26 protein-coding genes are annotated in these 21916 nt (G+C 58.1%); 14 read left to right on the forward strand and 12 right to left on the reverse strand.

Annotated features, from left to right (window positions below; translation table 11 throughout):
* The first annotated feature begins 4 nt into the window (after positions 1–4).
* From ychF to FJD34_RS23425, 12 genes are all read left to right on the forward strand, one after another.
* Positions 5–1105 (forward strand): redox-regulated ATPase YchF, encoded by a 1101-nt coding sequence (gene ychF / locus FJD34_RS23370; protein WP_032857783.1) that lies wholly within the window; start codon positions 5–7, stop codon positions 1103–1105.
* Positions 1106–1507: 402 nt separating this feature from the next.
* Positions 1508–2431, forward strand: a complete 924-nt coding sequence (locus FJD34_RS23375; protein WP_032857785.1) for a sigma-54-dependent Fis family transcriptional regulator — start codon at positions 1508–1510, stop codon at positions 2429–2431.
* Positions 2432–2621: 190 nt separating this feature from the next.
* Positions 2622–2822 (forward strand): type III secretion protein, encoded by a 201-nt coding sequence (locus FJD34_RS23380; protein ID WP_139115738.1) that lies wholly within the window; start codon positions 2622–2624, stop codon positions 2820–2822.
* Between the two features lie 114 nt (positions 2823–2936).
* Positions 2937–3302, forward strand: a complete 366-nt coding sequence (locus FJD34_RS28540) for a hypothetical protein (RefSeq protein ID WP_223232753.1) — start codon at positions 2937–2939, stop codon at positions 3300–3302.
* A 6-nt stretch (positions 3303–3308) separates the two neighbouring features.
* Complete coding sequence (sctJ, locus tag FJD34_RS23390; RefSeq protein WP_090292997.1) at positions 3309–4118, forward strand: type III secretion system inner membrane ring lipoprotein SctJ; 810 nt, start codon at positions 3309–3311, stop codon at positions 4116–4118.
* Entirely contained in the window at positions 4090–4668 is a 579-nt protein-coding gene (locus FJD34_RS23395; protein ID WP_032857791.1) for a hypothetical protein, read from the forward strand. Before sctJ ends, FJD34_RS23395 begins: the two co-directional genes overlap by 29 nt.
* Positions 4658–5263 carry a type III secretion system stator protein SctL gene (sctL, locus tag FJD34_RS23400; RefSeq protein ID WP_308426012.1) on the forward strand — a complete coding sequence of 202 codons (606 nt, stop codon included), beginning with the start codon at positions 4658–4660 and terminating at the stop codon, positions 5261–5263. Before FJD34_RS23395 ends, sctL begins: the two co-directional genes overlap by 11 nt.
* A 96-nt stretch (positions 5264–5359) precedes the next feature.
* Positions 5360–5578, forward strand: a complete 219-nt coding sequence (locus FJD34_RS23405; RefSeq protein WP_032857794.1) for a hypothetical protein — start codon at positions 5360–5362, stop codon at positions 5576–5578.
* Between the two features lies 1 nt (position 5579).
* Positions 5580–5972 carry a hypothetical protein gene (locus FJD34_RS23410; protein WP_032857795.1) on the forward strand — a complete coding sequence of 131 codons (393 nt, stop codon included), beginning with the start codon at positions 5580–5582 and terminating at the stop codon, positions 5970–5972.
* A 14-nt stretch (positions 5973–5986) separates the two neighbouring features.
* Complete coding sequence (gene sctC / locus FJD34_RS23415; RefSeq protein WP_090292995.1) at positions 5987–8128, forward strand: type III secretion system outer membrane ring subunit SctC; 2142 nt, start codon at positions 5987–5989, stop codon at positions 8126–8128.
* Positions 8125–8328 carry an HrpT family type III secretion system protein gene (gene hrpT, locus FJD34_RS23420; RefSeq protein WP_083204915.1) on the forward strand — a complete coding sequence of 68 codons (204 nt, stop codon included), beginning with the start codon at positions 8125–8127 and terminating at the stop codon, positions 8326–8328. The genes sctC and hrpT overlap by 4 nt, the downstream gene beginning before the upstream one ends.
* Positions 8329–8333: 5 nt before the next feature.
* Positions 8334–8696, forward strand: a complete 363-nt coding sequence (locus FJD34_RS23425) for a hypothetical protein (protein ID WP_032857798.1) — start codon at positions 8334–8336, stop codon at positions 8694–8696.
* On the opposite strand, the gene sctU is transcribed toward FJD34_RS23425, so the two are convergent.
* The 11 genes from sctU to sctW form a co-directional block, all read right to left on the reverse strand.
* Positions 8693–9790 carry a type III secretion system export apparatus subunit SctU gene (gene sctU, locus FJD34_RS23430; protein WP_065944314.1) on the reverse strand — a complete coding sequence of 366 codons (1098 nt, stop codon included), beginning with the start codon at positions 9788–9790 and terminating at the stop codon, positions 8693–8695. The genes FJD34_RS23425 and sctU overlap by 4 nt on opposite strands.
* Positions 9787–10575, reverse strand: a complete 789-nt coding sequence (gene sctT / locus FJD34_RS23435) for a type III secretion system export apparatus subunit SctT (RefSeq protein ID WP_065944315.1) — start codon at positions 10573–10575, stop codon at positions 9787–9789. The genes sctU and sctT overlap by 4 nt, the downstream gene beginning before the upstream one ends.
* 10 nt (positions 10576–10585) lie before the next feature.
* Positions 10586–10849, reverse strand: coding sequence for a type III secretion system export apparatus subunit SctS (sctS, locus tag FJD34_RS23440; protein ID WP_032857802.1), 264 nt, complete (start codon positions 10847–10849; stop codon positions 10586–10588).
* Positions 10850–10856: 7 nt separating this feature from the next.
* Complete coding sequence (gene sctR, locus FJD34_RS23445) at positions 10857–11510, reverse strand: type III secretion system export apparatus subunit SctR (RefSeq protein WP_090292994.1); 654 nt, start codon at positions 11508–11510, stop codon at positions 10857–10859.
* Positions 11507–12529 carry a FliM/FliN family flagellar motor switch protein gene (locus FJD34_RS23450; RefSeq protein WP_065944316.1) on the reverse strand — a complete coding sequence of 341 codons (1023 nt, stop codon included), beginning with the start codon at positions 12527–12529 and terminating at the stop codon, positions 11507–11509. Before FJD34_RS23450 ends, sctR begins: the two co-directional genes overlap by 4 nt.
* Complete coding sequence (locus tag FJD34_RS23455; protein ID WP_065944317.1) at positions 12526–12984, reverse strand: type III secretion system HrpP C-terminal domain-containing protein; 459 nt, start codon at positions 12982–12984, stop codon at positions 12526–12528. The genes FJD34_RS23450 and FJD34_RS23455 overlap by 4 nt, the downstream gene beginning before the upstream one ends.
* Positions 12981–13406 carry a type III secretion system stalk subunit SctO gene (gene sctO / locus FJD34_RS23460; protein ID WP_032857808.1) on the reverse strand — a complete coding sequence of 142 codons (426 nt, stop codon included), beginning with the start codon at positions 13404–13406 and terminating at the stop codon, positions 12981–12983. The genes FJD34_RS23455 and sctO overlap by 4 nt, the downstream gene beginning before the upstream one ends.
* Positions 13393–14751, reverse strand: a complete 1359-nt coding sequence (locus FJD34_RS23465; protein ID WP_032857809.1) for a FliI/YscN family ATPase — start codon at positions 14749–14751, stop codon at positions 13393–13395. Before FJD34_RS23465 ends, sctO begins: the two co-directional genes overlap by 14 nt.
* Positions 14748–15653, reverse strand: a complete 906-nt coding sequence (locus FJD34_RS23470; protein WP_032857811.1) for an FHA domain-containing protein — start codon at positions 15651–15653, stop codon at positions 14748–14750. Before FJD34_RS23470 ends, FJD34_RS23465 begins: the two co-directional genes overlap by 4 nt.
* Positions 15654–15722: 69 nt before the next feature.
* A complete protein-coding gene (gene sctV, locus FJD34_RS23475; RefSeq protein ID WP_032857813.1) occupies positions 15723–17819 on the reverse strand; it encodes a type III secretion system export apparatus subunit SctV in 2097 nt (698 codons plus the stop codon).
* Positions 17816–18907, reverse strand: a complete 1092-nt coding sequence (gene sctW, locus FJD34_RS23480) for a type III secretion system gatekeeper subunit SctW (RefSeq protein ID WP_065944319.1) — start codon at positions 18905–18907, stop codon at positions 17816–17818. The genes sctV and sctW overlap by 4 nt, the downstream gene beginning before the upstream one ends.
* 261 nt (positions 18908–19168) lie before the next feature.
* Here sctW and FJD34_RS23485 point away from each other — a divergent pair, with 261 nt between their 5' ends.
* Positions 19169–19720, forward strand: coding sequence for an RNA polymerase sigma factor (locus FJD34_RS23485; protein WP_032857816.1), 552 nt, complete (start codon positions 19169–19171; stop codon positions 19718–19720).
* A gap of 37 nt (positions 19721–19757) precedes the next feature.
* Here FJD34_RS23485 and FJD34_RS23490 read toward each other — a convergent pair whose 3' ends face one another.
* A complete protein-coding gene (locus FJD34_RS23490; protein ID WP_032857819.1) occupies positions 19758–20975 on the reverse strand; it encodes an MFS transporter in 1218 nt (405 codons plus the stop codon).
* Between the two features lie 427 nt (positions 20976–21402).
* Between FJD34_RS23490 and FJD34_RS23495 the strand changes: the two genes are divergently transcribed.
* Positions 21403–21723: a DUF6124 family protein gene (locus FJD34_RS23495; protein ID WP_090292992.1), complete on the forward strand. Its 321-nt coding sequence runs from the start codon at positions 21403–21405 to the stop codon at positions 21721–21723.
* Positions 21724–21916 lie beyond the last annotated feature (193 nt).

The raw sequence follows: 21916 nt of genomic DNA on the forward strand, positions 1-21916 counted from the left end.
CACCATGGGATTCAATTGCGGCATCGTCGGCCTACCTAACGTCGGCAAGTCCACCCTGTTCAACGCCCTGACCAAGTCCGGTATTGCGGCGGAGAACTTCCCCTTCTGCACCATCGAGCCCAACACCGGTATCGTGCCGATGCCCGATCCGCGCCTGGACGCACTGGCGGCCATCGTCAATCCCAAGCGCATCCTGCCGACCACCATGGAATTCGTCGACATCGCAGGCCTGGTAGCCGGTGCGTCGAAAGGTGAAGGCCTGGGCAACAAGTTCCTCGCCAACATCCGTGAGACCGATGCCATCGCTCATGTAGTCCGCTGCTTTGAAGACGAGAACGTGATTCACGTCTCCAACAGCGTCGACCCAAAGCGCGACATCGAAATCATCGACCTGGAACTGATCTTCGCCGACCTCGACAGCTGCGAGAAGCAACTGCAAAAGGTCACGCGCAACGCCAAGGGCGGCGACAAGGACGCAGTGGTCCAGAAGGCCCTGCTGGAGCAGTTGATCGCGCACTTCACCCTGGGCAAGCCTGCACGCAGCCTGATGAAGAACATGAGCATCGACGAAAAAGCCGTGATCAAGGGCTTCCACCTGCTGACCACCAAGCCTGTGATGTACATCGCCAACGTGGCTGAAGACGGTTTCGAGAACAACCCGCTGCTCGACGTGGTCATGGCCATTGCCGAAGAAGAAGGCGCGATGGTTGTACCGGTGTGCAACAAGATCGAAGCGGAAATCGCTGAGCTCGATGACGGCGAAGAGAAGGACATGTTCCTTGAGGCCCTGGGCCTGGAAGAACCCGGCCTGAACCGTGTGATCCGTGCGGGTTACGAAATGCTGCACCTGCAGACCTACTTCACCGCGGGTGTCGAAGAAGTGCGTGCCTGGACCGTCAAGGTCGGCGCCACCGCGCCACAGGCTGCCGGCGTGATCCACACCGACTTCGAAAAAGGCTTTATCCGGGCCGAAGTGATCGCCTACAACGACTTTATCCAGTTCAAGGGTGAAGCTGGGGCCAAGGAAGCCGGTAAGTGGCGTTTGGAAGGCAAGGAATATATCGTCAAGGATGGCGATGTGATGCACTTCCGTTTCAACGTGTAAAGTTCAACTCGCGACGTCTGTCGCCCAAAAAGCCGATGCCCTGCATCGGCTTTTTTGTGGGTGTTCCAACGGTTAGAACACTCGATGAAACATTAAGAAACCGTTAAGTTTTTAAAAAAACACAGGCAAGAAACTATAAAACAAACACTACAAGCCTACGTCCCGCATCATTAATAATATTCACAAAGTTTTTAGGACTCATCCTACACGGAAGTGTAAATACCACTCCTACAGAAACTTGAATATAGTTCAAGTTTAAGCTTCTCAAACATCTCAAGTAAAACAAGGACCAGCCCCAGCATCCTTTCGCGATGACAACCTGGATAATTTCCGGTCTACTGGCCGATATCACTAGCTAATTCAAATAATAGCGAGCGACAACTCTATTGGAGTAATAGCAACATGTCGGCCTCCTATCAGAATGAAATTGAAACAGATACACCGTTCAACGAATGCCCAGACATAGAAACAACCATCATTAACACCGCCCCGCTCAACATCGACATTCTGTTACTCGGGGAAACAGGTACCGGCAAGGACACCTTGGCGCAACGTGTTCATTGCCTATCAAGGCGACGAGGCAATTTCGTCGCGGTCAACTGTGCCGCGATACCGGAGAGCCTTGCCGAGAGCCAACTGTTCGGCGTCAACAGCGGCGCCTACACCGGGGCCATGCAGTCACGTGCAGGTTCTGTCGAAGCTGCGCACCTGGGCACCTTGTATCTGGACGAAATAGACAGCATGCCGCTCCCTCTGCAAGCCAAGTTGCTGCGGGTACTGGAGTCCCGAGGGGTCGAACGCTTGGGCTCGACGCGGTTTATCCCCGTAGACATGCGAGTGATCGCGTCTGCCCAGCAATCCTTGCATGAGATGGTCGAGCAAGGCGCCTTCAGGCGCGATCTGTACTTTCGCCTGAACGTCGTCAATATCAACCTCCCGCCACTGCGCGAGCAACGAGAGCGCATCATCCCTCTGTTCTTGAAAATGATCCGCCAGGAGGCCGACTACTTCAAATGCCCTGTGCCCATCCCTGCCAGCGCCCTGCTTTCGCAACTGCTGTGTCATCCCTGGCCGGGGAACGTGCGCGAACTGCGTTCGACAGCCAAGCGTTTCGTCCTGGGGCTCCCTCCTCTCTCTGTACCTGTAACAGAGCGCCAAGAGATGGAAATACCTCTCAAGGAACGACTACAGCAAATCGAGAAATCGCTGATTGAAGCGTCGCTGAACCGTCATGCCCACAACGTAGACGTCGTAGCCGTTGAGTTAGGTGTTGCCAAGCGCACGCTCTATTACCGGATGAAGCAATTGGCAATATCACTGACCTGAGTACATTCCACCCCCACCAGCAACGCTCTGAAATAATTACACTTTTTGAAACATACCCCTCAGGTGCATTTGGAACGCATACATTTCCTGAGCCACATAAATTGTGGAACAGCGAAATTGGATGTGACACACCCATATCTCAGTATCGCTTAAGTCCGGTGAGATTAACGTCAAGTACGGAGTAAAAAATATGAGTATTGGTTCAATTGGCTCTTCCGGTTCTAGCCCTTTCGGTAGCGGCGCTGGTGGCATGAGTGCAGAACAGGCGGACGCAGGCATTGAAGCGGCAGAAGCAAAAAAGAGGGCGGATGGTGTAAAAAACGCATGGAAAACTGCGGAAAACCAAAATACCACGGGTATAAAAACAGCCTCTGATGCACTCCGTTTGTAATCAAGTCTAGCACCCCGACCTTCCCGGAATTCAGTAGCGGGAAGGTCACTTCACCGCCTCATCAATAATAAGAAGCACGTCCCCAACCCTAAGTATTTATGTAAAAGGCGCCATATGTTTATAGGAAGAGTACGTTCTGTCGAACATGATGATCTCAATGGCTCCTCTAGCGCACAGGAATCATCAATCTCTCGCACCGACGTCAACTATTTTGCCTCACTCATGGACCCGTCGGCATTTGCCAGTGCGGCGCCAAGTTACACTACGCCACAGAGCATGCTTTCCGACGCATCAGGCAAATTGGCTTCCGTGACCCAGCGCATGACCAAAAGCCTGCGCGCCTTGAGCGGCGACAATAAGTTTGACGAAGCGCGAAAATATCCGGACCAACTTTCCGATACGTTATTGCTGACGCACATTCTCGTTAAGAGTGTCGGTAAGACCGCACAATGCATCGATAAAATCAGCAACCTTCAGTAGATAACAATGACTCGCTTTCTGCGTATTATATTAACTCTATCGTTGTCATTCATGCTGCATGCCTGTAGTGAGCGTGTCGAACTTCATCGTCAACTTTCCGAGCAGGAGGCCAATGAGGTCATCGCCGAGTTGGCAGACAAACACATACGCGCCAGCAAAGTTCCGGCCAAAGACGGTGTTGTGGTTGTGGTCAACGCATCCGATATCGGGCGTGCCGTACGCACCCTGGACGCCGTCGGACTGCCCAAGGCAGCCCGCGCCACCCTGGGCGACACCTTTCGCAAGGAAGGCGTCATCTCGACCCCGCTTGAGGAGCGAGCGCGCTACATCTATGCCTTGTCCCAGGAACTGGAAACAACGTTATCGAACATCGACGGCGTGATCGTCGCCCGAGTCCACGTCGTGCTGCCCGAGCGTGTGGCACCGGGCGAACCGGTACAATCCGCCTCCGCCTCCGTGTTCATCAAGCACGATCCTCGGCTTGACCCCGACAACATCCAGGCCCGTGTTCGCCGGATGGTCGCCAGCAGCATTCCAGGGATGACCAACGCCGTCGAAAACCCGCAAAAATTAACGGTGGTATTCGTCCCGGCGACAGCCTATCTGGAGCAGCAACGCCTGGCCTATTTCGGTCCGTTCCTGGTGCCGGGAGATGACATTGGTTTTTGGCGGGCCAGTGTCAGTTTCACAATGATCATTTTAGTGCTGCTCATTATAGCCGTAACGTTCTGGCGGATCAGAGGACAGCGAGCGCTGCCGCATGCCCAATCGGCCGGCCCATCCCCTGATGCGCCAATCCACCCGTACGATGAGTAACCTGGCATGGGTCCAGTGGTGGGCAACACCCTGGCTGTATTCGAGCGAAGACTGGCGAACGGTTGATGAACACGCTGCGCTGAGTATGCTTTATCACAGTCGACACTTACGGGTGGGCAAAATCTACGGCGTCGCCCCCTGCCTGCCTCCAACGCCTCAGCCCACACTGCTTCAACTGGCTCTCGCATCGCCAGACCAACTTGACCTGGTACTTGCATTGATCGACAGCACGTGTCGCCCGACCTATGCCAGTGCATTAAATGAAAACCTCCAGCAGTGGTGCAACAGACTCTCCAAGGCATTGCCCCCGGATATGCTGCTGCCCGATGACGACCCCTTGCAGTTGCTACGTACCTGGGTCAACCCTGCCACCTGGCAACGCATCAGATTGAGATTCCCTCGACGGCGCGTTCTGGACCTGGAGAAAAAAAGCCTTGCGCTCGGAGACTCGTATAGCCGCCTCGATACCCTATGGCACGCCGTAGTCTGGCGTATTGCGACGATCAACAGCGACGGTAAAGCGCCTTACGCCAAGGACCATGGAGACTGAAACGATGTTTTGCCGACATAAAATCGACTTGCCCAAAGGCACCGGTCCCTTTCCCGAAACCCTGATCCCCCGCGAAACACTGGCAGGTTACACACAGGCCAATCATGCTTTGGAGCACGCAAAGGCCCAGGCCAGACAATTGCTGAAGCTGGCAGAAAAGCAGCGTGAAAAACTTCTGGAAAACGCCGGCCTTGAAATCTGGCGACGTGCCGATGCCCAGTTCAAGCGCTGGGAAGTCGAACGCCAGGCAATGTACGACAACCTTGAGCGCTATGCCTCCTCAATCGCCAACCAGGCGATTCATCTCCTGCTGGAAGAGACTCCCCCGCCACAACGCATGGAAGCCCTGCTCAAACAACTGATGGCCAGCCAGATGCCAGTGGTCAAGGCGACATTGCTGTGCCATCCACTTGAGCAGGAGGCCGCCCGACAGTATCTCGCCGTCCACAATAATACGCTCTGGGTACTACGCGCCGACGACACAATCAAACCCCAGACACTGCTATTACAGACCGAAGAGGGGGACTTCTGTATTGATTGGGCCGCTATGCATGGCACCTTTCTAGACCAAAGCAAAAAGCGGGTGGACGACTGATTTTTAAACACGCACATGCCCCCTCAAATAAACTGCTACACATGGAACCAATTCGAAATACAAACCACAGAGAGGAAACACAAAAGGAGCAAAGCCATGAGCTACTACGAAGGTTACAGAGAGCGGCTTCTAAGCGATGCGAAGCGCAGCAAACGCGATGTCTACGACTTGATGGAAGAAAACTCTGGATCTGAGGAGGATATGGCTTTGTTCTATGAACTCTTGATGACTAATCGTAAGTCCGAATATGTTTTCACTGAACATATCAGAGCAAGGCATATGCTACTGAAGTCTGGCCTGGACAGCGGACAATAAATTGAAGGCACTACTTAGCAACTGGTTGAATAACCGCACCGAAGAACTAACACTCATCGAAAACAATGACGAAATAATCTTGCGTCATTGTTCTAACACCTTGTTATTGCAGGTCCAACTGACTCCAGACCGACCTGATAAATCACACCTCAGAACCTGGATGCGCCTGGGTAACGCAAGTCTGAGTCACTTTCAGGGCGCACTCGCCCAGGCGCCTGCAACAGGTGCGCTCTGGTTGACTCAGTGTCTACAGGAAAACGCCGGCGAGAAGCATCTGCTGGACAGTCTCGAAGCCCTGCTCAACCAGCGCGATACCTGGCGCGCAATGATCACACGCCTTGCAAAACCGGCCCAACGGTTCCAACCCACGTCACTCCGCTCGCTGCCGCACTAATCAGAGAACGCCCAATGTATAACAAGAAACACAAGCGCACTCGCTTGCGCGCCGTCTCGCCTACTGCTCTCCAAAAAGGCGCCCATTGGCGCTACCTGCTGGTGCTGCCTTGGTTGCTTTTGCCCTTGCAAAGCCCGCTCGCCGCTATTCCCGCCGAATGGAAAAATACCGCCTATGCCTATGAAGCCGAACATAAGCAAGTGCGTGATGTGCTGGAGGATTTCGCCCAGACCTTTGGCACGCAATTGCAGATCGACGGCCTCCTGGAAGGCAACGTCAATGGCAAGATACGCGCCAATACCCCGCAGTCGTTACTCGACCGGCTGGGAGTAGAGCATCGCTTCCAGTGGTACATGTACAACAACACGCTGTACATCAGCACCCTGGATCAACAGGAGTCCGCACGCCTGGAGGTCTCATCCGAAACCGTTGCCGACTTGAAACAGGCATTGACGGACATTGGACTGCTCGATAGCCGTTTCGGCTGGGGGGAACTGCCCGATGATGGCGTGGTACTGGTGTCAGGCCCCAAGCGCTATATCGACCAGATCAAGCAGTTCAGCAGCCAGCGTAAATCTCCCGATGAGAAACAAAGTGTGCTGACGTTCCCGCTGAAGTTCGCCAACGCAGTGGACCGCCCGATTGATTACCGTGGCGAAAAGCTGGTCATTGCAGGGGTTGCCAGCATGCTGCGAGGGTTATTGGAACCTCGGGACAACTCAGGGCTGTCGTCGATGAGCCCGCGCCCTGCCTCATCATCGCAGCCCTCGCCTGTCACCCCGATCCTGCCCCGCCTGGGCAATCCGATGCTGGACCAGATGCTCGGCTCACAGGCGCCCCTCGGGCCGATGAATCCAAGCATGTCGCTCACCGCCAGGGCACCCGTTGCAAGAGGCAAGATCCGTGTCGAAGCGGATGTGCGCAATAACGCCGTGCTGATCTACGACCTGCCAGAGCGCCAGGCAATGTACCGCGAGCTGATCGCCCAGCTCGATGTGGCACGCAAGCTGGTGGAGATCGACGCCATCATCCTCGATATCGAGCGCACGCAATTACGCGAGTTCGGTGTTAACTGGGGCTTTCAGAACAGCCGCTTTCGTGGCGGTGTAAATATGGCGCCGGGCACCTCCGCGCAAATATCGATTGAAAACCGCGACCGTTTCTATGCCGATATCCGGGCCCTGGAGGCCAAGGGCCTGGCGACCATGGTGTCCAACCCTTCGGTGCTGACCCTGGAAAACCAACCCGCCGTCATTGACTTCAACCGTACTCAATACCTGACCGCCGGTGTCGAAAACGCGACCATCCTGCCCATTACCGTCGGCACCAGTTTCCAGGTGGTGCCGCGGGTCATCACCACGCGTGGTCATCACCAGGTCCATTTGGCGGTGGATATTGAAGATGGCAACTTCGACGAAACCAACCCCGAACGCGTCGGCCCCGATGTACGCCGAGGCAAAGTCAGTACCCAAGCGGTGATGGCGGAAAAACGCTCGCTGGTGGTCGGCGGGTTCCATGTCACTGAAAGCGCCGATAGACGCAACAAGGTGCCGGTACTGGGCGACATCCCGTTACTGGGCAAGACGCTGTTCTCTTCCACGGAGCGCAAGAACAACCGTCGCGAACGCCTGTTTATCCTGACCCCCCGGGTGATCGGCGACCAGGCCGACCCGTCACGCTATTTACCCCAGGACGACCAGGTGGAACTCCAGGCAGCCCTCAAACCCCTGGCCAGGCGCTATGCCGGGCACCAACCAGTGATCAAGCGCAGCGATATCACCAGCGCCCTCGCCCACCTCGTGACCGGACAAGTACCTGACACCTTCAAGGCCGCGCCCATGCCCCTGGGCCTGAACACCTTGTGCAACCCACGCAACCTGCTGGCGCTCAATAGCGAACGCAGCCAATGGTATGCAGGCCCACAGTTCAACGTGGCAGTGGTCGTGATGCGTAACCAGTTCAATCGCAACGTACGTATCGATGAGAACGAATGCAGCAACTCCCAGACCCTGGCCGTCAGCGTCTGGCCACGGGCCTGGCTCAAGCCAGGTGAAGAGGCGGAGGTGTTCATCGCCATGCGCCCGGTGGTCAAGGATGAACATATCGGTGTGTCCCGCCCCTCCCTGCTCACCCCAACACGGAAGACCGCGCCATGAAACAGCGACTCTCCTGCATCACACTCCTTGGCCTGGCGCTGCTTATGGCTGGGTGTACACCGACGTGCAAGGGTGACTCCTGCTCACGCCCGCAATCGAGTACTGGCAAGCTGGTGGTCTGGTGGCCACCGCAAATGCGTGTCGAACCCGGCCCATCGGGCGAAAGGGCGGACTATCAGACGATCTCGCTGGAGCAATGACGGCCATGGGATTACCCGACGATGATTCGCGTCGCCAGGTATTTCTGGACAACCTGGTGAGCGGCAACGTCGCTTACCAGCCTCTGTGCCCAGGGATTGGCCTGTGCCGCTTGAATGCAGGCCAGAAGCTTGGCCTGGCCTTGCAGATTGCGCCAGAGGCATTGCAAGCCGGCCAGTTGGAACGAGTGCTGGAACGGCGCTTTGCCCACGCAAGGGGGTTCGATGGGTGTTTTGTCTATCTGGATGCCAAGGGTAGCCTGGTGATCTGGCATGCATTGACGCCAAACGTCCATGCGCTCGATGACATCATCAGTCGCATGCTCTCGCTGGCCATGCTCGATGCACTGGATGTACATCGCGTGTCCTAGCGGCGCGCAAGCTCCGGTAACTCCAGGGTCTGGCGCTTGGCCTCATCATCCAGTTCACGCAGGGTGCGATAAATCAGCGCCACCGCCTGCAAGCTCTCCCGCGGAATCGGCGCACCCAACTTTCGCTCATACAACATGCGCGCCAACCACACACACTGGATCACCGGTACGTCGGCGGCCTTGGCCCGGCCAATCAATTTGCGGGCCTGGGTGTCCGTGCCTTTGTCCACCAGCATCGGCAAAGGCGTTTTGCCAGGCCTGTAGTACAGCGCCACGGCAAAGTGCGTCGGGTTGACCACCAGCATGTCGGACTCTTCCAGCTTGGGCAGTTTGACCTTCGGCTCTTCCTGGGCGAGTTGGTAGGCCAGGGAGCGGCGCTGGCCCTTGACGTGAGGGTCGCCCTCCATGTCCTTGTACTCCTTGACCACCTCCACCTGGGTCATGCGCATGCGCTTGGCAAAGAAATACTTCTGCATGGACAAATCGATCAGCGCGAGCACCAGCAGCAACCCCAGGCAGGCATGCAGCAAGTGGCGGAACAAGGCGATCAGCGCCACGATATAGCTCTGCAGATCGCTGGTGGCCAGGTTGATCAGCACCTGCAATGAAGGGGTGATGACCACATACAGGATCAGCGAGAGCAGCAATGCCTTGCCCAGCCCCATCAGCAGGTTGATCACAGACTGGGCGGAAAACATCTGCTTGAGTTGGTTGAGCGGGTTGAGGCGGTTGAAATCCGGCTTCAGGCTTTCCGGGGCAAACAGCAAGCCGAACTGCATCCAACTGCTCATCAGCTTTACCACGATCGCCACCCCACACATCAGCAGGCCGAACGAGAAAAACACGATCAGGCCGTCCATCAGCACTTCTTCCAGGGCGCGGATAAACGGCTGGCCCATGCGCGAAAAAGGCAGCGCCATCAATTGTTGGAAGCGTTGCATACTGGTTTCGGCGGTGAACAAGGCGATCTCGCTGATCGCAGTGAGCACCAGCAGTTTGGCCACGTCCTGGCTTTGCGCAACCTGGCCTTTCTTGCGTTGGTCCTTGAGTTTCTTGGGGGTCGCCGCGTGTTTTTTCTCGCCCGAATCACTCATTGCCCCGGGCCCCGAAACATCAGGCCAAGGAAATGTTTAAGGTCCATCAGCAAACCCATGCGCCCAGCGATCAAATCCTCCAACAGCGGGAAATACAGCAGCAGAAAAGCCAACCCAGCCAGGCTCTTGGCCGGCATTGCCAGGGTAGAAACCTGCAACTGCGGGCTGTAGAGCCCGAGCAAGGCAAAGCCGAATTCCAGCAGCAACAACACCGCAATAAACGGTGCCGCGTAGAGCATCATGTGCACGAAGGTATCGCCAAGCAGGCCCAGGAACACACTGAAGCCGTTGACCGCTGGCAGTGGCACCCAAGCGGTGGGTGGCCAGATCAGATAGCTGTCCCAGATAACCTGCGTCAACGCGCCCAGCCCGAAGGTTGTTATCAATAGAAAAATCGCCAACTGCTTGAACAAATGCCCGACCGGTGTCGCATCCGGCCCCAGCGAGGGGTTGAGTTGCCCGCCCGCCAAGGCTCCACGCTGATTATCGAGCAACGCGCCTACCGACTCGACCATCCAGAACGGCATGAACAGCAAAACCCCCAACAAGAACCCCAGGGCCATCTCCTTGAAAACCAGCCCGCCGAGCATCAGCGCAGAGTAATCCTTGCCCATCAATGCAGCATGAATGCCGGGCGTGGGGAACAAGGCCACGACCATCACGACCGTGTGCCGGGTCATCCCGCGCACATGCTGGAAACAAAACGCCGGCACCAGGAACATGCACGGATAGATACGCGCCATGCTGATCAACAAGCTGGGCAAAAACTCAAGGTAAAGAAGCACGCGTCGTTCCTCAGTTCAGTGCCGAGCGGGCAATCATGTCGAATGTCATATTGATCAGCTGGATCAACTCCACGCCAATCCAGCGCCCAGTCAGAATCAGGGTGATACCAACGGCCACCAGCTTGATCCCGAAGGGCAACGTCTGGTCCTGTATCTGCATCAGGGCCTGCACCAGGGATGTCATCACCCCAACGATCACCGCGACGATCAACGGTGGCGCCGAGAGCACCACCACCAGCAGCATGCCTTGCTTGAACAGTACGATCGGTTCCATAAGCCACTCACAGATAGGAAAGGAACAGACTGTCGAGCAGCCGCGACCACCCGGAAACCAATACAAACAGCAGCAACTTGAGCGGCAGGGAAATGGTCATCGGCGAGACCATCTGCATGCCCAGGGCCAGCAGCAGGTTGGAGACAATCAGGTCGATGACGATGAACGGGATATAGATCAGGAAGCCGATCTCGAACCCGGCCTGCAATTGCGAAATCACATAAGCCGGAATCAGCAGCATGAGATCGTCGCGGTGGGCGTTCTGCGCCGTCTCCGGCGGCCACATGCGCGCCGTGTTTTCCACGAGATGGGTGAGGATGTCCGGGTCGGTGTTGCGGGTCATGAACAGGCGCAACGGCTGTATGGCCACAAGCCCCGTCTCCTGGAGGCGTTGCACGCTACTCAGGTCCACCGGTGCTTGCTCGATATTCTGGGCGATGGCATACCCCACCGGCGCCATGATAAACAGGGTCGCCGCCAGCGCGATGCCGTTCAGCGCCATACTGGGTGGCACTTGCTGCACGCCAATGGCGTTACGGGTGATCATCAGCACAATGATGATTTTCAAAAAGGCCGTACACACGATCAACAACATCGGCATCAATGCCAATGCGGCGATGAAAAGCGCCAGAATAAGAGGTTCAACCCCCTGGAATGTCATCGTGCGAAAATCACACGGGACAACTGCAAGCCCAGGCGTCCATCCATCTCGACCAACTGGCCCTGGCCAATCGGCCGATCACCATAGTAGAGCCCTGCCATGCCGGGGGCGTAGCCCGAGATGCTCAACACCGCGCCGGGGGCAAGATTGCGCAGTTCCCCGAGGGTCAGGTTCAGCGTTCCACAGCGCACATTCAAGGCCATGCTCAACTCATCGAAAGGCTCATGGCCAAAAACATCTACTACAGGCTCATCAAGGTCATGCTCTTCATACCCCGAGTAGTGTTGTGCTGAAAGATCCTCGTCCACAGACGTTTCCTCGATAGATATAAGTGTCAGGAGCACCGGCCCCGATTCATCGTCAATGCGCCCATGCAGGCGATGCTTTCCTATCCGCAACCGACCGCTGCCCTGCACGTCAAAAAAGGCCTGCTCCAGCATCACTACGTCACCGGCGCGCAGGCTGCGAACCTGGCTCAGGGCTAGCTGCAAGCGTCCCAACGTCACGGCAACCGTCAGTTGAAACGAGGACGGCAATGGCAAGGCTGTCGGTTGCCAGCGCCCCGCATCACACAGTCCCAACAAACTCTCGGGCGCCAGTAACAGGTACCCCACCACCCTGGAGGCTCCCAACGTCACCGTGAGCCGACAACCGAAATTCAGCTTTCCAGGGGATGCCCTTAGCCGCAGGTAGCCAAACAGTGCTCGAACCTGAGGGCTCAAATGATGTTGAAACAGCTCCCAGAACCAAGAGTCCGGATCATTACCTGTATCTGCCAGCGTCACCGGGCACTCCCCCAGCAGGCTGAACATGGGCCCTGGCTCGCTGAAGGCCAACAGCCCACAGGCGCTTTCGAAGTACAGAGGGGCGGCGCTCCTGGGCGCACGCCCAGGCTCAAGCAGCAGCTCACCGTGCTGGTCTGCCACCTGAAACGGCATGCGCAAGCCTCGCCCCAGACGCAGGCGTGCCGCAACCGTGGCACTTTTGACCAAAGGTATAGCGAGAGCAGGCATGATCATGCCGCGCCCACATGGACCAGATGCAGCTCGACAGGCTGGCCCAGAGCCTCGGCCAAACGGTCCTGGCAGCCTTGCCGCACGCCCCCCAACCAACGCGCGGCAAGCTCTTGCTCCGCCGCCAGCTCGATGTGCCACATACCCTGCTCACGTCGCACACTGGCGTTGATCCGCCCCAGGCGCGGCAGATAAAGCATCGCCTGCAGAGGCCATTGCGCACTCCCGTGGATCCGGGGTACCAATTGCGCCGTCATCGCCTCGATCATCAAGGTATCGGCTGCCCCCCCGGCTCCCGACGCAGAAGTGCCGTAGCCTGCACCCTCGGCATCACTGTCCAGCAGTTGAGCAAATAACCGCCCCTGCTCCCAGGGCACGACACCCGACAGTGCAGGTTCCTGTTCCGCTCGCGGCTCACGCGGACGCGGGCGTTCGGGCTTGCTTGCTTGGACTTGCGTCATATGTCTTCCTGTGTCTCTTCCTGCGCCAATAAAACGGACAACTCCTGTAGTTTCTCGACCTCCCGCAGGCATTGGCTCACTTGTTTCTGCGCACTGGCGATATGCACCACCTGTTTCTCCCGCTGGCCATGCAGTTCATGCAACTGCCCTTCTTCGCGCCGGGTCCCGGCGGACAAGCTGCGCTCCTGGGTCCCCCAGGCCTTGAGCTGGGACAACGAGAGCACCTGCCCCTGGTGCTTCTCCAACAGCTCTGCGGTTTTCTGGATTTCCTGCAGGCGGGTTTGCTCAAGCTCTTCCTGAGCCTGCTGGATTTTTGCCAACAAGGCTTGCTGGTGCCGCTTGGCCTCACGCAACGTACGCTCGGCACGGTCCGCCCGATGCCGACGCAGGCGCCGCAAGGTGTCGATTTCAGAAAGGGACATGGGTGGTCAGGCTCATCAGTTGGTCGAGGGTCATGGACATCGGCGCGGGCTCGCGCAAGTCCTGGCGCAGAAACCCATCCACCGCCTGGCGACTGTCCACCGCCAGGTCAGTCAGGGCATCGCTGCCGGGCTGGTATTCCCCCAGCTTGAGCATCAATTCAATCTGCTGGTACGCCGATAACAAGCGGCGCAGTGCTGTGCCGGCCTGGATATGCACAGGCTCGGCGACGTTGCTCAGAATCCGTGAAAGGCTGGCCAGTACATCCACCGCCGGGTAGTGGCCGCGCTCAGCCAACTTGCGCGACAAAACGATATGTCCATCGAGCAACGAGCGCACTTCATCGGCCACGGGATCACTCATGGAGTCCTGCTCGATAAGCACGGTATAGATCGCCGTGATCACCCCCTCGCGGGTCAACCCGGCACGCTCCACCAGGCGCGGCAGCAAGCTGTACACCGAAGGCGGCAGACCGCCGCGCCCCAGTGGTTCGCCGGCCGCCAGGCCGATCTCACGCTGGGCCCGGGCAAAACGGGTCAGGGAGTCGATCAACAGCAGGACCCGCTTGCCCTTGCGACGGTAACCTTCGGCCAATGCCGTCGCGGTGAAGGCTGCACGGGCGCGCTCCATGCTTGAGCGGTCGGACGTCGCACACACCAGCACCGCCTTGGCCCGCAGTTGCTCATCCAATTCGTGATCGAGAAACTCGCGCAACTCGCGGCCTCGCTCACCAATCAGGCCGAACACAATCACATCACAGTCAACGTTACGGGCGATCTCCGCGAGCAAGGTGGTCTTGCCGCAACCGGCGCCCGCAAACAGGCCAACACGCTGGCCTTCGCCCAAGGTCAGCAGACCATCGATCGAACGTACCCCGGTGGCCAGTGCCCGGTGGATCCGGGGCCGCTCGGTGGGCAAGGGCGCCTCGCACAACACCAGGCTGGTATCCTCGGCGTGCGCCTCGACAAAGGCGCTGGCCCCCTCTCCCGTTATCGGGCGACCAAAGCCGTCCAGCACCTGGCCCAACAGGTCATCACTGACACGCACCCGGTGTGATACGCCCAACTGCTCGACACTGGCACCCACCCGCACGCCTTCAAGATTGCCCAAGGCACTGAGCACCGCGTCCTGCTGATCGAAACCGATGATCTCGGCCAGCATGTAATCGCCGGTGGACTTTTCAACCTGGCACAAATCGCCGATACGCGCGTGAGGCAAACGGCATTGCAGCAACATGCCGTTGACACGCTGGATACGTCCACGCACCGAGACCGGCGCAAAACTGGCCAGCGCCTGTGATCGGTCCTGCTGCCAGGCCTCCAGGCGTGCCTGCAGGTCGGCACTCACCAGCGCACCTCATAGCGCTGTACACCGTCGAACACCACTTTGCTGTTATCAATCAGGACCAGTCGCAAGCCATCCACTTCATCCCCGACAAACAGCCGGCTGCCTTCATCCAGGACGACATGGCCATTGGGCCCACCGACGATCTGCAGAATCTTGAAAGGGAACACAGCGCTACGTTCCTTGACCCGGCTGATCACCGGCACGGGAGTATCGAACTGCTCGCCAAAACGACTGAGCATGCGCGACACCAGTCCCACCTCCTCTTGGGCAACATCCCCGTCGAGCGTCACCTGGCCATTGATCACCTGCAGGCGAATCCGATTCCCCAACTCACGCTCGTTGAGCATTTTCAGCAACTGTTGGCGGACTTCGTAGGGTGAGTCCAGCTCGTTTTTCTGACTTGGCACCGGCATCAACGACGCCTGGGCCTCGTGCTCTCCCGTCGTGGCCAGGCCCACCGCCATGATGATGACCGCGATGACCACCACCAGGCTGATCAACCGTTTCTGTTGCGTCCCGGATATCGAGGACAACATCAGCGTCGGTACCGCTTCATTGACCGGCCTGACCGGTGGAGCAATGGGCGCGACAACCGGGGCTTGCGGCCAAGGCTGGTCGGCCAGGGTGACGCACAGTCGAATACTGCCAATCGAAAAAGGCACGTCCAGTGCCAGGTCGGCAATCTGTGCCAGGAGCTGACCGTCATTGGCCCGCACCAACCCCTCTTGAGCCTGCACCGACCAGCGCTGCTCGATACACCGCAACACCACGTGGCGCTCGGCAATCCCCTCGTCATACAGCGAAAGGTCGGCATCCGGATGCGCACCAATACTCCATTGCCCGCCAAACAACGGCAACGCCGCCCCCTGGCGCGAACCATCCAGCACTCGTAGCTCAAACATCGCCTGGCCTCATTACCGCTACAACGAAAACGCCCCGCTCAGGACTCTGTGCCAGCCCCCATAACCGCCTCATGCCACCTCCTCACGCAACAGATTGTCCTGGGCAAGATCAAAGCGCCCCATCACCTTGACCTTGGACGAAGCACTCAACTCGGCGAACGACAGGACCGGCACATGGTTGAATTCCTCCAACAGCAAAGTGCGCAGGGGGCTACGCAAATCCTGCGCCACCAGCAACACGCTTTTGCTCTTGGGGCGCACGGCAAAGGCTTGCTTGAGCAGGCTGATCAGCGCTGCACTGCTTTCGTTATCCAGGGAAAAAAACACCCCCGTCTGGGTCTGGCGCAGGGCATCGCGCAACACGTTTTCGGTATGCGGAGACAACAGCCAGGCATGCAGACCGTCGGCTTCGCTGTACTGGTAAAGGATCTGCGACTTGAGGGCAATGCGCGCATAGTCGGCCAGGGCATCCGGTTCACGCTCATGCTGGCCGTGCTCGATCAGTGCCTCGACAATCAGCCGCACGGCCCGTAGTGGTACGCCTTCACCAGCCAGGCGCTGCAACACCGACGAAAACCGCGAAAGCGGCATGATCCGTTGCAGTTCCTGCACCAACTCCGGCTGGTTGAATTCCAGCCAACTGAGAATCGCCTTGCTCTCCTGGATCCCGAGGAACTGCGGGCCGCTGAGCAACATCGCCCGCGTCATCCGCTCCAAAAGCAAGCTGTACGCCGTCGAGCGCGCCAGGTGTTCATCGGCAAGCACGGGGTCTTCGGGCATAAACCACACCCAGTCCTGTTCGTCGCGCTCAGCCAGGCCCCTGCTCCCGCCTTCAGGCTCGTCCGGCAGTGCCGCAAGCTCCACGCCCACCCAATGGCCGAGCGTGGCCTTCAACATGGGTACTTCATGCACACAGAAGCGAAACTCATCGTCGGCCAACGCAGGCGCGAACTCGACTTCAAACGGCGGTAGCGTCAAGCCAATCTGGGTGACCAGGCTATTGCGGCTCTGGCGTACCCCGTGGATGACTTCCGACACCAGCGGGCTATCCTGCAGGGCTACTGGGAACTGCATCAGGTACGGCCGCGACGGGTCAAAACCACGCAGGTCCTCCACCCCGTTCTGCTCTGGCGGGACGCTATCGGCGACAGGCTCCTGCGTTTTTTCCTCACGCTGACGCTGGCGCATCAGGTAGTAACCCAGGCTGCCGGTCATCAGCGAAATAAGGATAAACACCACCGTGGGCATCCCCGGCAGCGCCGCGAAAGCGAGCATGCCCACCGACGCAATCATCCAGCTCTTGGGTTCGCTGGTCATCTGCCGGGCAATCTCGGCGCCCATATTGTTGCTGCCTTTATTGCGGCCGGACGGGGCCACACGGGTGATGATCATGCCGGCCGTCAGCGAGATCAGCAGGGCCGGAATCTGCGCGATCAGGCCATCACCGATGGTCAGCACCGAGTACAACGCCATCGAGTCGCCTGCACTCATGCCATGCTGGAACATGCCGGTGGCAAAACCACCGAGCAAGTTGATCACCACAATGATCAGCCCTGCGATGGCGTCACCCTTGACGAACTTCATCGCCCCGTCCATTGCCCCGAACAACTGGCTTTCGCGCGACAGTTGCTCACGCTTGTCCCGGGCCTGGTTACCATCGATCAGGCCGGCGCGCAGGTCGCTGTCGATGGACATTTGCTTGCCGGGCATCGCGTCCAGGCTAAAGCGCGCCGCCACTTCCGCGACCCGCTCCGAACCCTTGGTGATCACCAGGAAGTTGACCAGGGTCAGGATCATGAAAATCACCAAACCCACTGCCAGATTGCCACCCACCACAAAGTTGCCGAACGCCTCGACTATGTCACCGGCGTCCTGCTCCAGCAGGATCAGGCGCGTTGTTGCAATCGACAACGCCAGGCGAAACATCGTGGTCAGCAGCAGAATCGACGGGAACGAGGAAAAAGCCAAAGGTCCCGGCAAGTACAACGCCAGCACGATCAACAGGCACGAGATACAAATATTGAGAGCAATCAGGATATCCACCAGCCAGGTGGGCAACGGCACGATAAAGATAAACACAATGGCCATGACCACCACCGCGCCCAGCACCTCGGCGCGTTGTGCAACTTTCAACAGCACCGCGTTGATTGCCCGCAAGGCACTCATGCCTTGATTCCCGGCCAAGTGTGGGTGTGCCGCGAGCCTCGCTCCTGCGTAGCGTATTCAAACAACACCTGCTTGTAGCTGTTCAGCGCCTCTTCGCGCCGTCTTGCATCACTCCACCAGGCCAGGGGCAGGGCCTTGAGCTCCGGGAAAAAAGCGCTGAGGGAGCTCAACTGGTGAGCCTGCTCATCTCCCCCCAAGTCCCTGGCCAGGTGCTTGACTTCATGGGGCGTAAGACCGCTGGCCGCATACCCCAGCAAGCGCTGCAACAAGCCCACCGGATCCAGGTGCAGTTCGGGGTACAAAAGAAGGGACTGCCCGATCAGTTCCTTACAACGCGAGAGCACGCCACTCAATCGACTGCAGTCGTTGAGGCCCAACAGCAAGGTACGCAACTGGCCCCGGTCGACTGACGAGGTCTGCGCGGCAATATCATCGGCCAGGGCCCGGCGGATCAACTTCAACCCGGACGCGAAGTCTCCTTCACCGAACAGCCCCAGCAATGACTGCATCAGGGTCGCCAGCGATTGGGTCGTGACCACGCTGGTGTAATACATGCTGCGCACAGCCTGGCGCAGATGCGGATCATCACTGCCCGCCTGCAGCGCCAACGCGGTGTTCAGGCCTGCCTGGATCTGCGGCTTGTAATGGGCCTCCAGGTCAGCCAGGGAACTGCGTGCCAGGGTCGCCTCTGCGGTACGCCCCTCAGCATCCGACTGAAGCGCCACGTGCTTGAGCACCACATAAGCCCGTGCAGGGTCATTGCCGGTGATATCCATCATCTTGCCGACGCCGGCGCCGAGCAGCAGTTGCACCCTGACATTACGGGCGATGGTCGCCATTTTCGCCTGGGCTGGATGCCCCAACTGCTCATAGAGTTGAGTCAACTGCTCGGCCGGTGGTGTGCGCAAACCCAGTTGCCGCTGACCCAGCGCCCTGGTGTTGAGTTCGACTTCTTGGGTGAACAGCGCACTGAGGTCATCAGCTACGGGGGGGCTTATCTGAGTTGCCGGCCCACTTTCAATCCGGGCAGGTGCCGGTTGATTCAGCGGCGCGGGGGTTTGCACATCAAGGTTGGGATCGACTTTCATGGGAATGCCATAACAAGAGATTCGTATCCTTGTGTGGCTGGAACGCTCGATACGGTTCCATCTTCATCCTCTTCGTATGAATGATGAAAATAACGGCACAAACCCATGGTGCTTTGTGCAAGTCATTGCAAAAAAAACACCTAAAACAAGATATTTCCTTATATTTTTCAAATAGATATCGATAATTTCCGTTTGGCACAAGCGGTGCTAACAGGGTTCTCGTCGAAACCATTTCGACTGCTTATACCCTGAGGAAAAATCATGGATATCCCTATCAGTGTTTTAGTTAACCTTCCACGTGACCCTAGCCAATCCATCCAAGATCTGTCCGACGACCACCACAAACGCCTGCGCAGGTTCATTCATAAACGCGTACTGAACCCAGAGGATGCGGACGATATCCTGCAACTGACGTACCTGGAGGCGTGGCGCAACCGGCATCACTTCAGCGCACAAGCGTCACTGAGCACCTGGATGTGCGGGATCGCACTAAATCTGATCCGCAATCACTTTCGCCGTCTCTATGCCAAGCCGGTGCATTGCGAATTCGACGAATCACTGTCCCATGGACAGAACGAAGAGCAGGACCTGGCGCGCCAATTCGAGATCAGCCGCCGACTGGAAAACACCCTCAATGCGATCCAGCACCTGCCGCTGGAAATGCGCAACACCTTGTATGCCTCACTGGAAACCGACGGCAGCTACCAGGACACCGCCGATGCCCTGGCAATCCCGATTGGCACCGTCCGCTCCCGCCTGTCACGGGCACGGGAGCAGTTGAAACGCGCGACAAAATCTCACCCGTTCCAGTAGGAGAGGATCGCCCAGGGATAGGGCTACCCTCCCGGCTTCAGGCTTTTTTCGAACGTGGCAACAGAATCGCCAGCACCCCGAGCAGCGGCAGGAACGAGCACAGCGTATACACGTACTCAATGCCGTGGATATCTGCCAGATAGCCCAGCAACGCCGCGCCAATACCGCCAAAACCGAACATCAGGCCGAAGAACACCCCGGCGATCATCCCTACGTTGCCTGGCACCAATTCCTGCGCGTACACCACAATCGCCGAGAACGCCGAGGCCAGGATAAAACCGATCACCACACTGAGCACACTGGTCCAGAACAGATCGACATGGGGCAGCAGCAGAGTGAACGGCGCAACGCCGAGGATCGAGAACCAGATCACCGCCTTACGGCCGATTTTGTCGCCAATCGGCCCACCAAAGAACGTCCCCGCCGCCACCGCCCCAAGGAACAGGAACAGATGCAACTGGGAACTGGCCACCGACAGGTCGAACTTCTCGATCAGGTAAAAGGTGAAGTAACTGGTGAAGCTGGCCATGTAGAAATATTTGGAAAACACCAACAGCCCCAGCACCACCAGCGCCCCCAGTACGCGGTTTTTCGACAGGCCATGGGTGGCGGCCTGGCCCTGCTTGAGCTTGAACAGGTTCAAATGGTTGCGGTACCAGCGGCTGATTGCATACAGCACCCCCAAGGCAAACACCGCGAACAAACCGAACCAGGCGACATTGCCCTGGCCAAACGGAATGATGATCGCCGCCGCCAGCAACGGGCCAAATGCCGAACCTGCGTTGCCGCCCACCTGGAAGGTCGACTGCGCCAGGCCATAGCGCCCACCAGACGCCAGGCGCGCCACGCGGGACGCCTCCGGGTGGAAGGTCGAGGAGCCAATGCCGATCAGCGCCGCCGCCAGCAGAATCAGCGGGAAACTGCCGACCTGGGACATCATCAGAATGCCGATCAGCGTACAGATCATCCCGCAGGGCAGCAGGAATGGCTTGGGATGGCGATCGGTGTAATACCCCACCCACGGCTGGAGCAACGAGGCCGTGAGCTGGAACGTCAGGGTAATCAGGCCGACCTGGGTAAAGGTCAGGCCATAACTTTCCTTGAGCATCGGATAGATCGAGGGCAACACCGCCTGGATCAGGTCATTGATCAAGTGCGCCAGCGCCACGGCGCCGATGATCGACATGACCAAGGGGCTCGATTGCCCGGCGGCCGGTGTCGTAGCCACTGAAGGCTGGGAATTGGTAAGAGCCATGAGGAACGTTTCCGTACAGCAGATGGATGCACAGGTGCAGGTGTGACAATGTGCCACTTAATGGGGCAGGAAGGCTATCCCGTTAGGAGGCTAACGAGTAGATGAATCGATGCAGCGGTCATGCCTTGTAAAGGGCCAGCAAGATGAATCCCTTTAATTTGAGGGACGTTTCCTAGAGAATCTTTCGGCCTTGTGCCTGGTGGGGTCGGTGGCTAGTCTTCGGTCCGTCACTGGTTTTCAGTGATCGGGTTTAGTCGCCCGGACTTATATCAGGCGCATGGTCTCATGAGGTTTCATGGTGGCTGTGCGCAGGGCACCTCCGGGTGCGCCGGGTTCCTGATTAACCGGTCGACTAACCTGCGTACAGCCGCCACCCATTCGTTTAGTCGCGAAGGGCGTCGGCTCCAAATTAATCAGGAGCCATGCCATGTTCAAGATTGTCCCCGACCCACCCCGTGACCAAGCCAAAGACCGCGCCGCCTTCAACCGCGCGCTCGACCACTACTTACCCACCGACCCACCGCAACCGTCACCTCACGTCTACACCGTCAGCGACGACATCAGCTTCGAAGACGCCTTGCTCTACACCGCCGACCTGCTGCACAGCGCCTCGGCCACCGCCATGGACTGTGGCGAGCACCTGCAAAGCACCGAACGCGCCAAAGTCCTCGTCGTGTGGCACCTGCTGGAAATCGCCAAGGCCATGGTCGACCGCTCGATCACCTGCCTGCACCCGCGCGCAACCTAGTACGCCGACGGTAGAACACCACAGATCAAATGTGGGAGCGGGCTTGCTCGCGAAGGCGGTGGATCAGCCAATACATGAGTTGACTGACCCACCGCCTTCGCGAGCAAGCCCGCTCCCACACTCAGATCTTCGCGGCCCGGGGAACTGGGCAAACCCCCAGCCACTGGTCGCCTCACCCGGTATTTTTGCTTAA

It is taken from the genome of Pseudomonas brenneri (assembly GCF_007858285.1).
Taxonomy (GTDB): domain Bacteria; phylum Pseudomonadota; class Gammaproteobacteria; order Pseudomonadales; family Pseudomonadaceae; genus Aquipseudomonas; species Aquipseudomonas brenneri.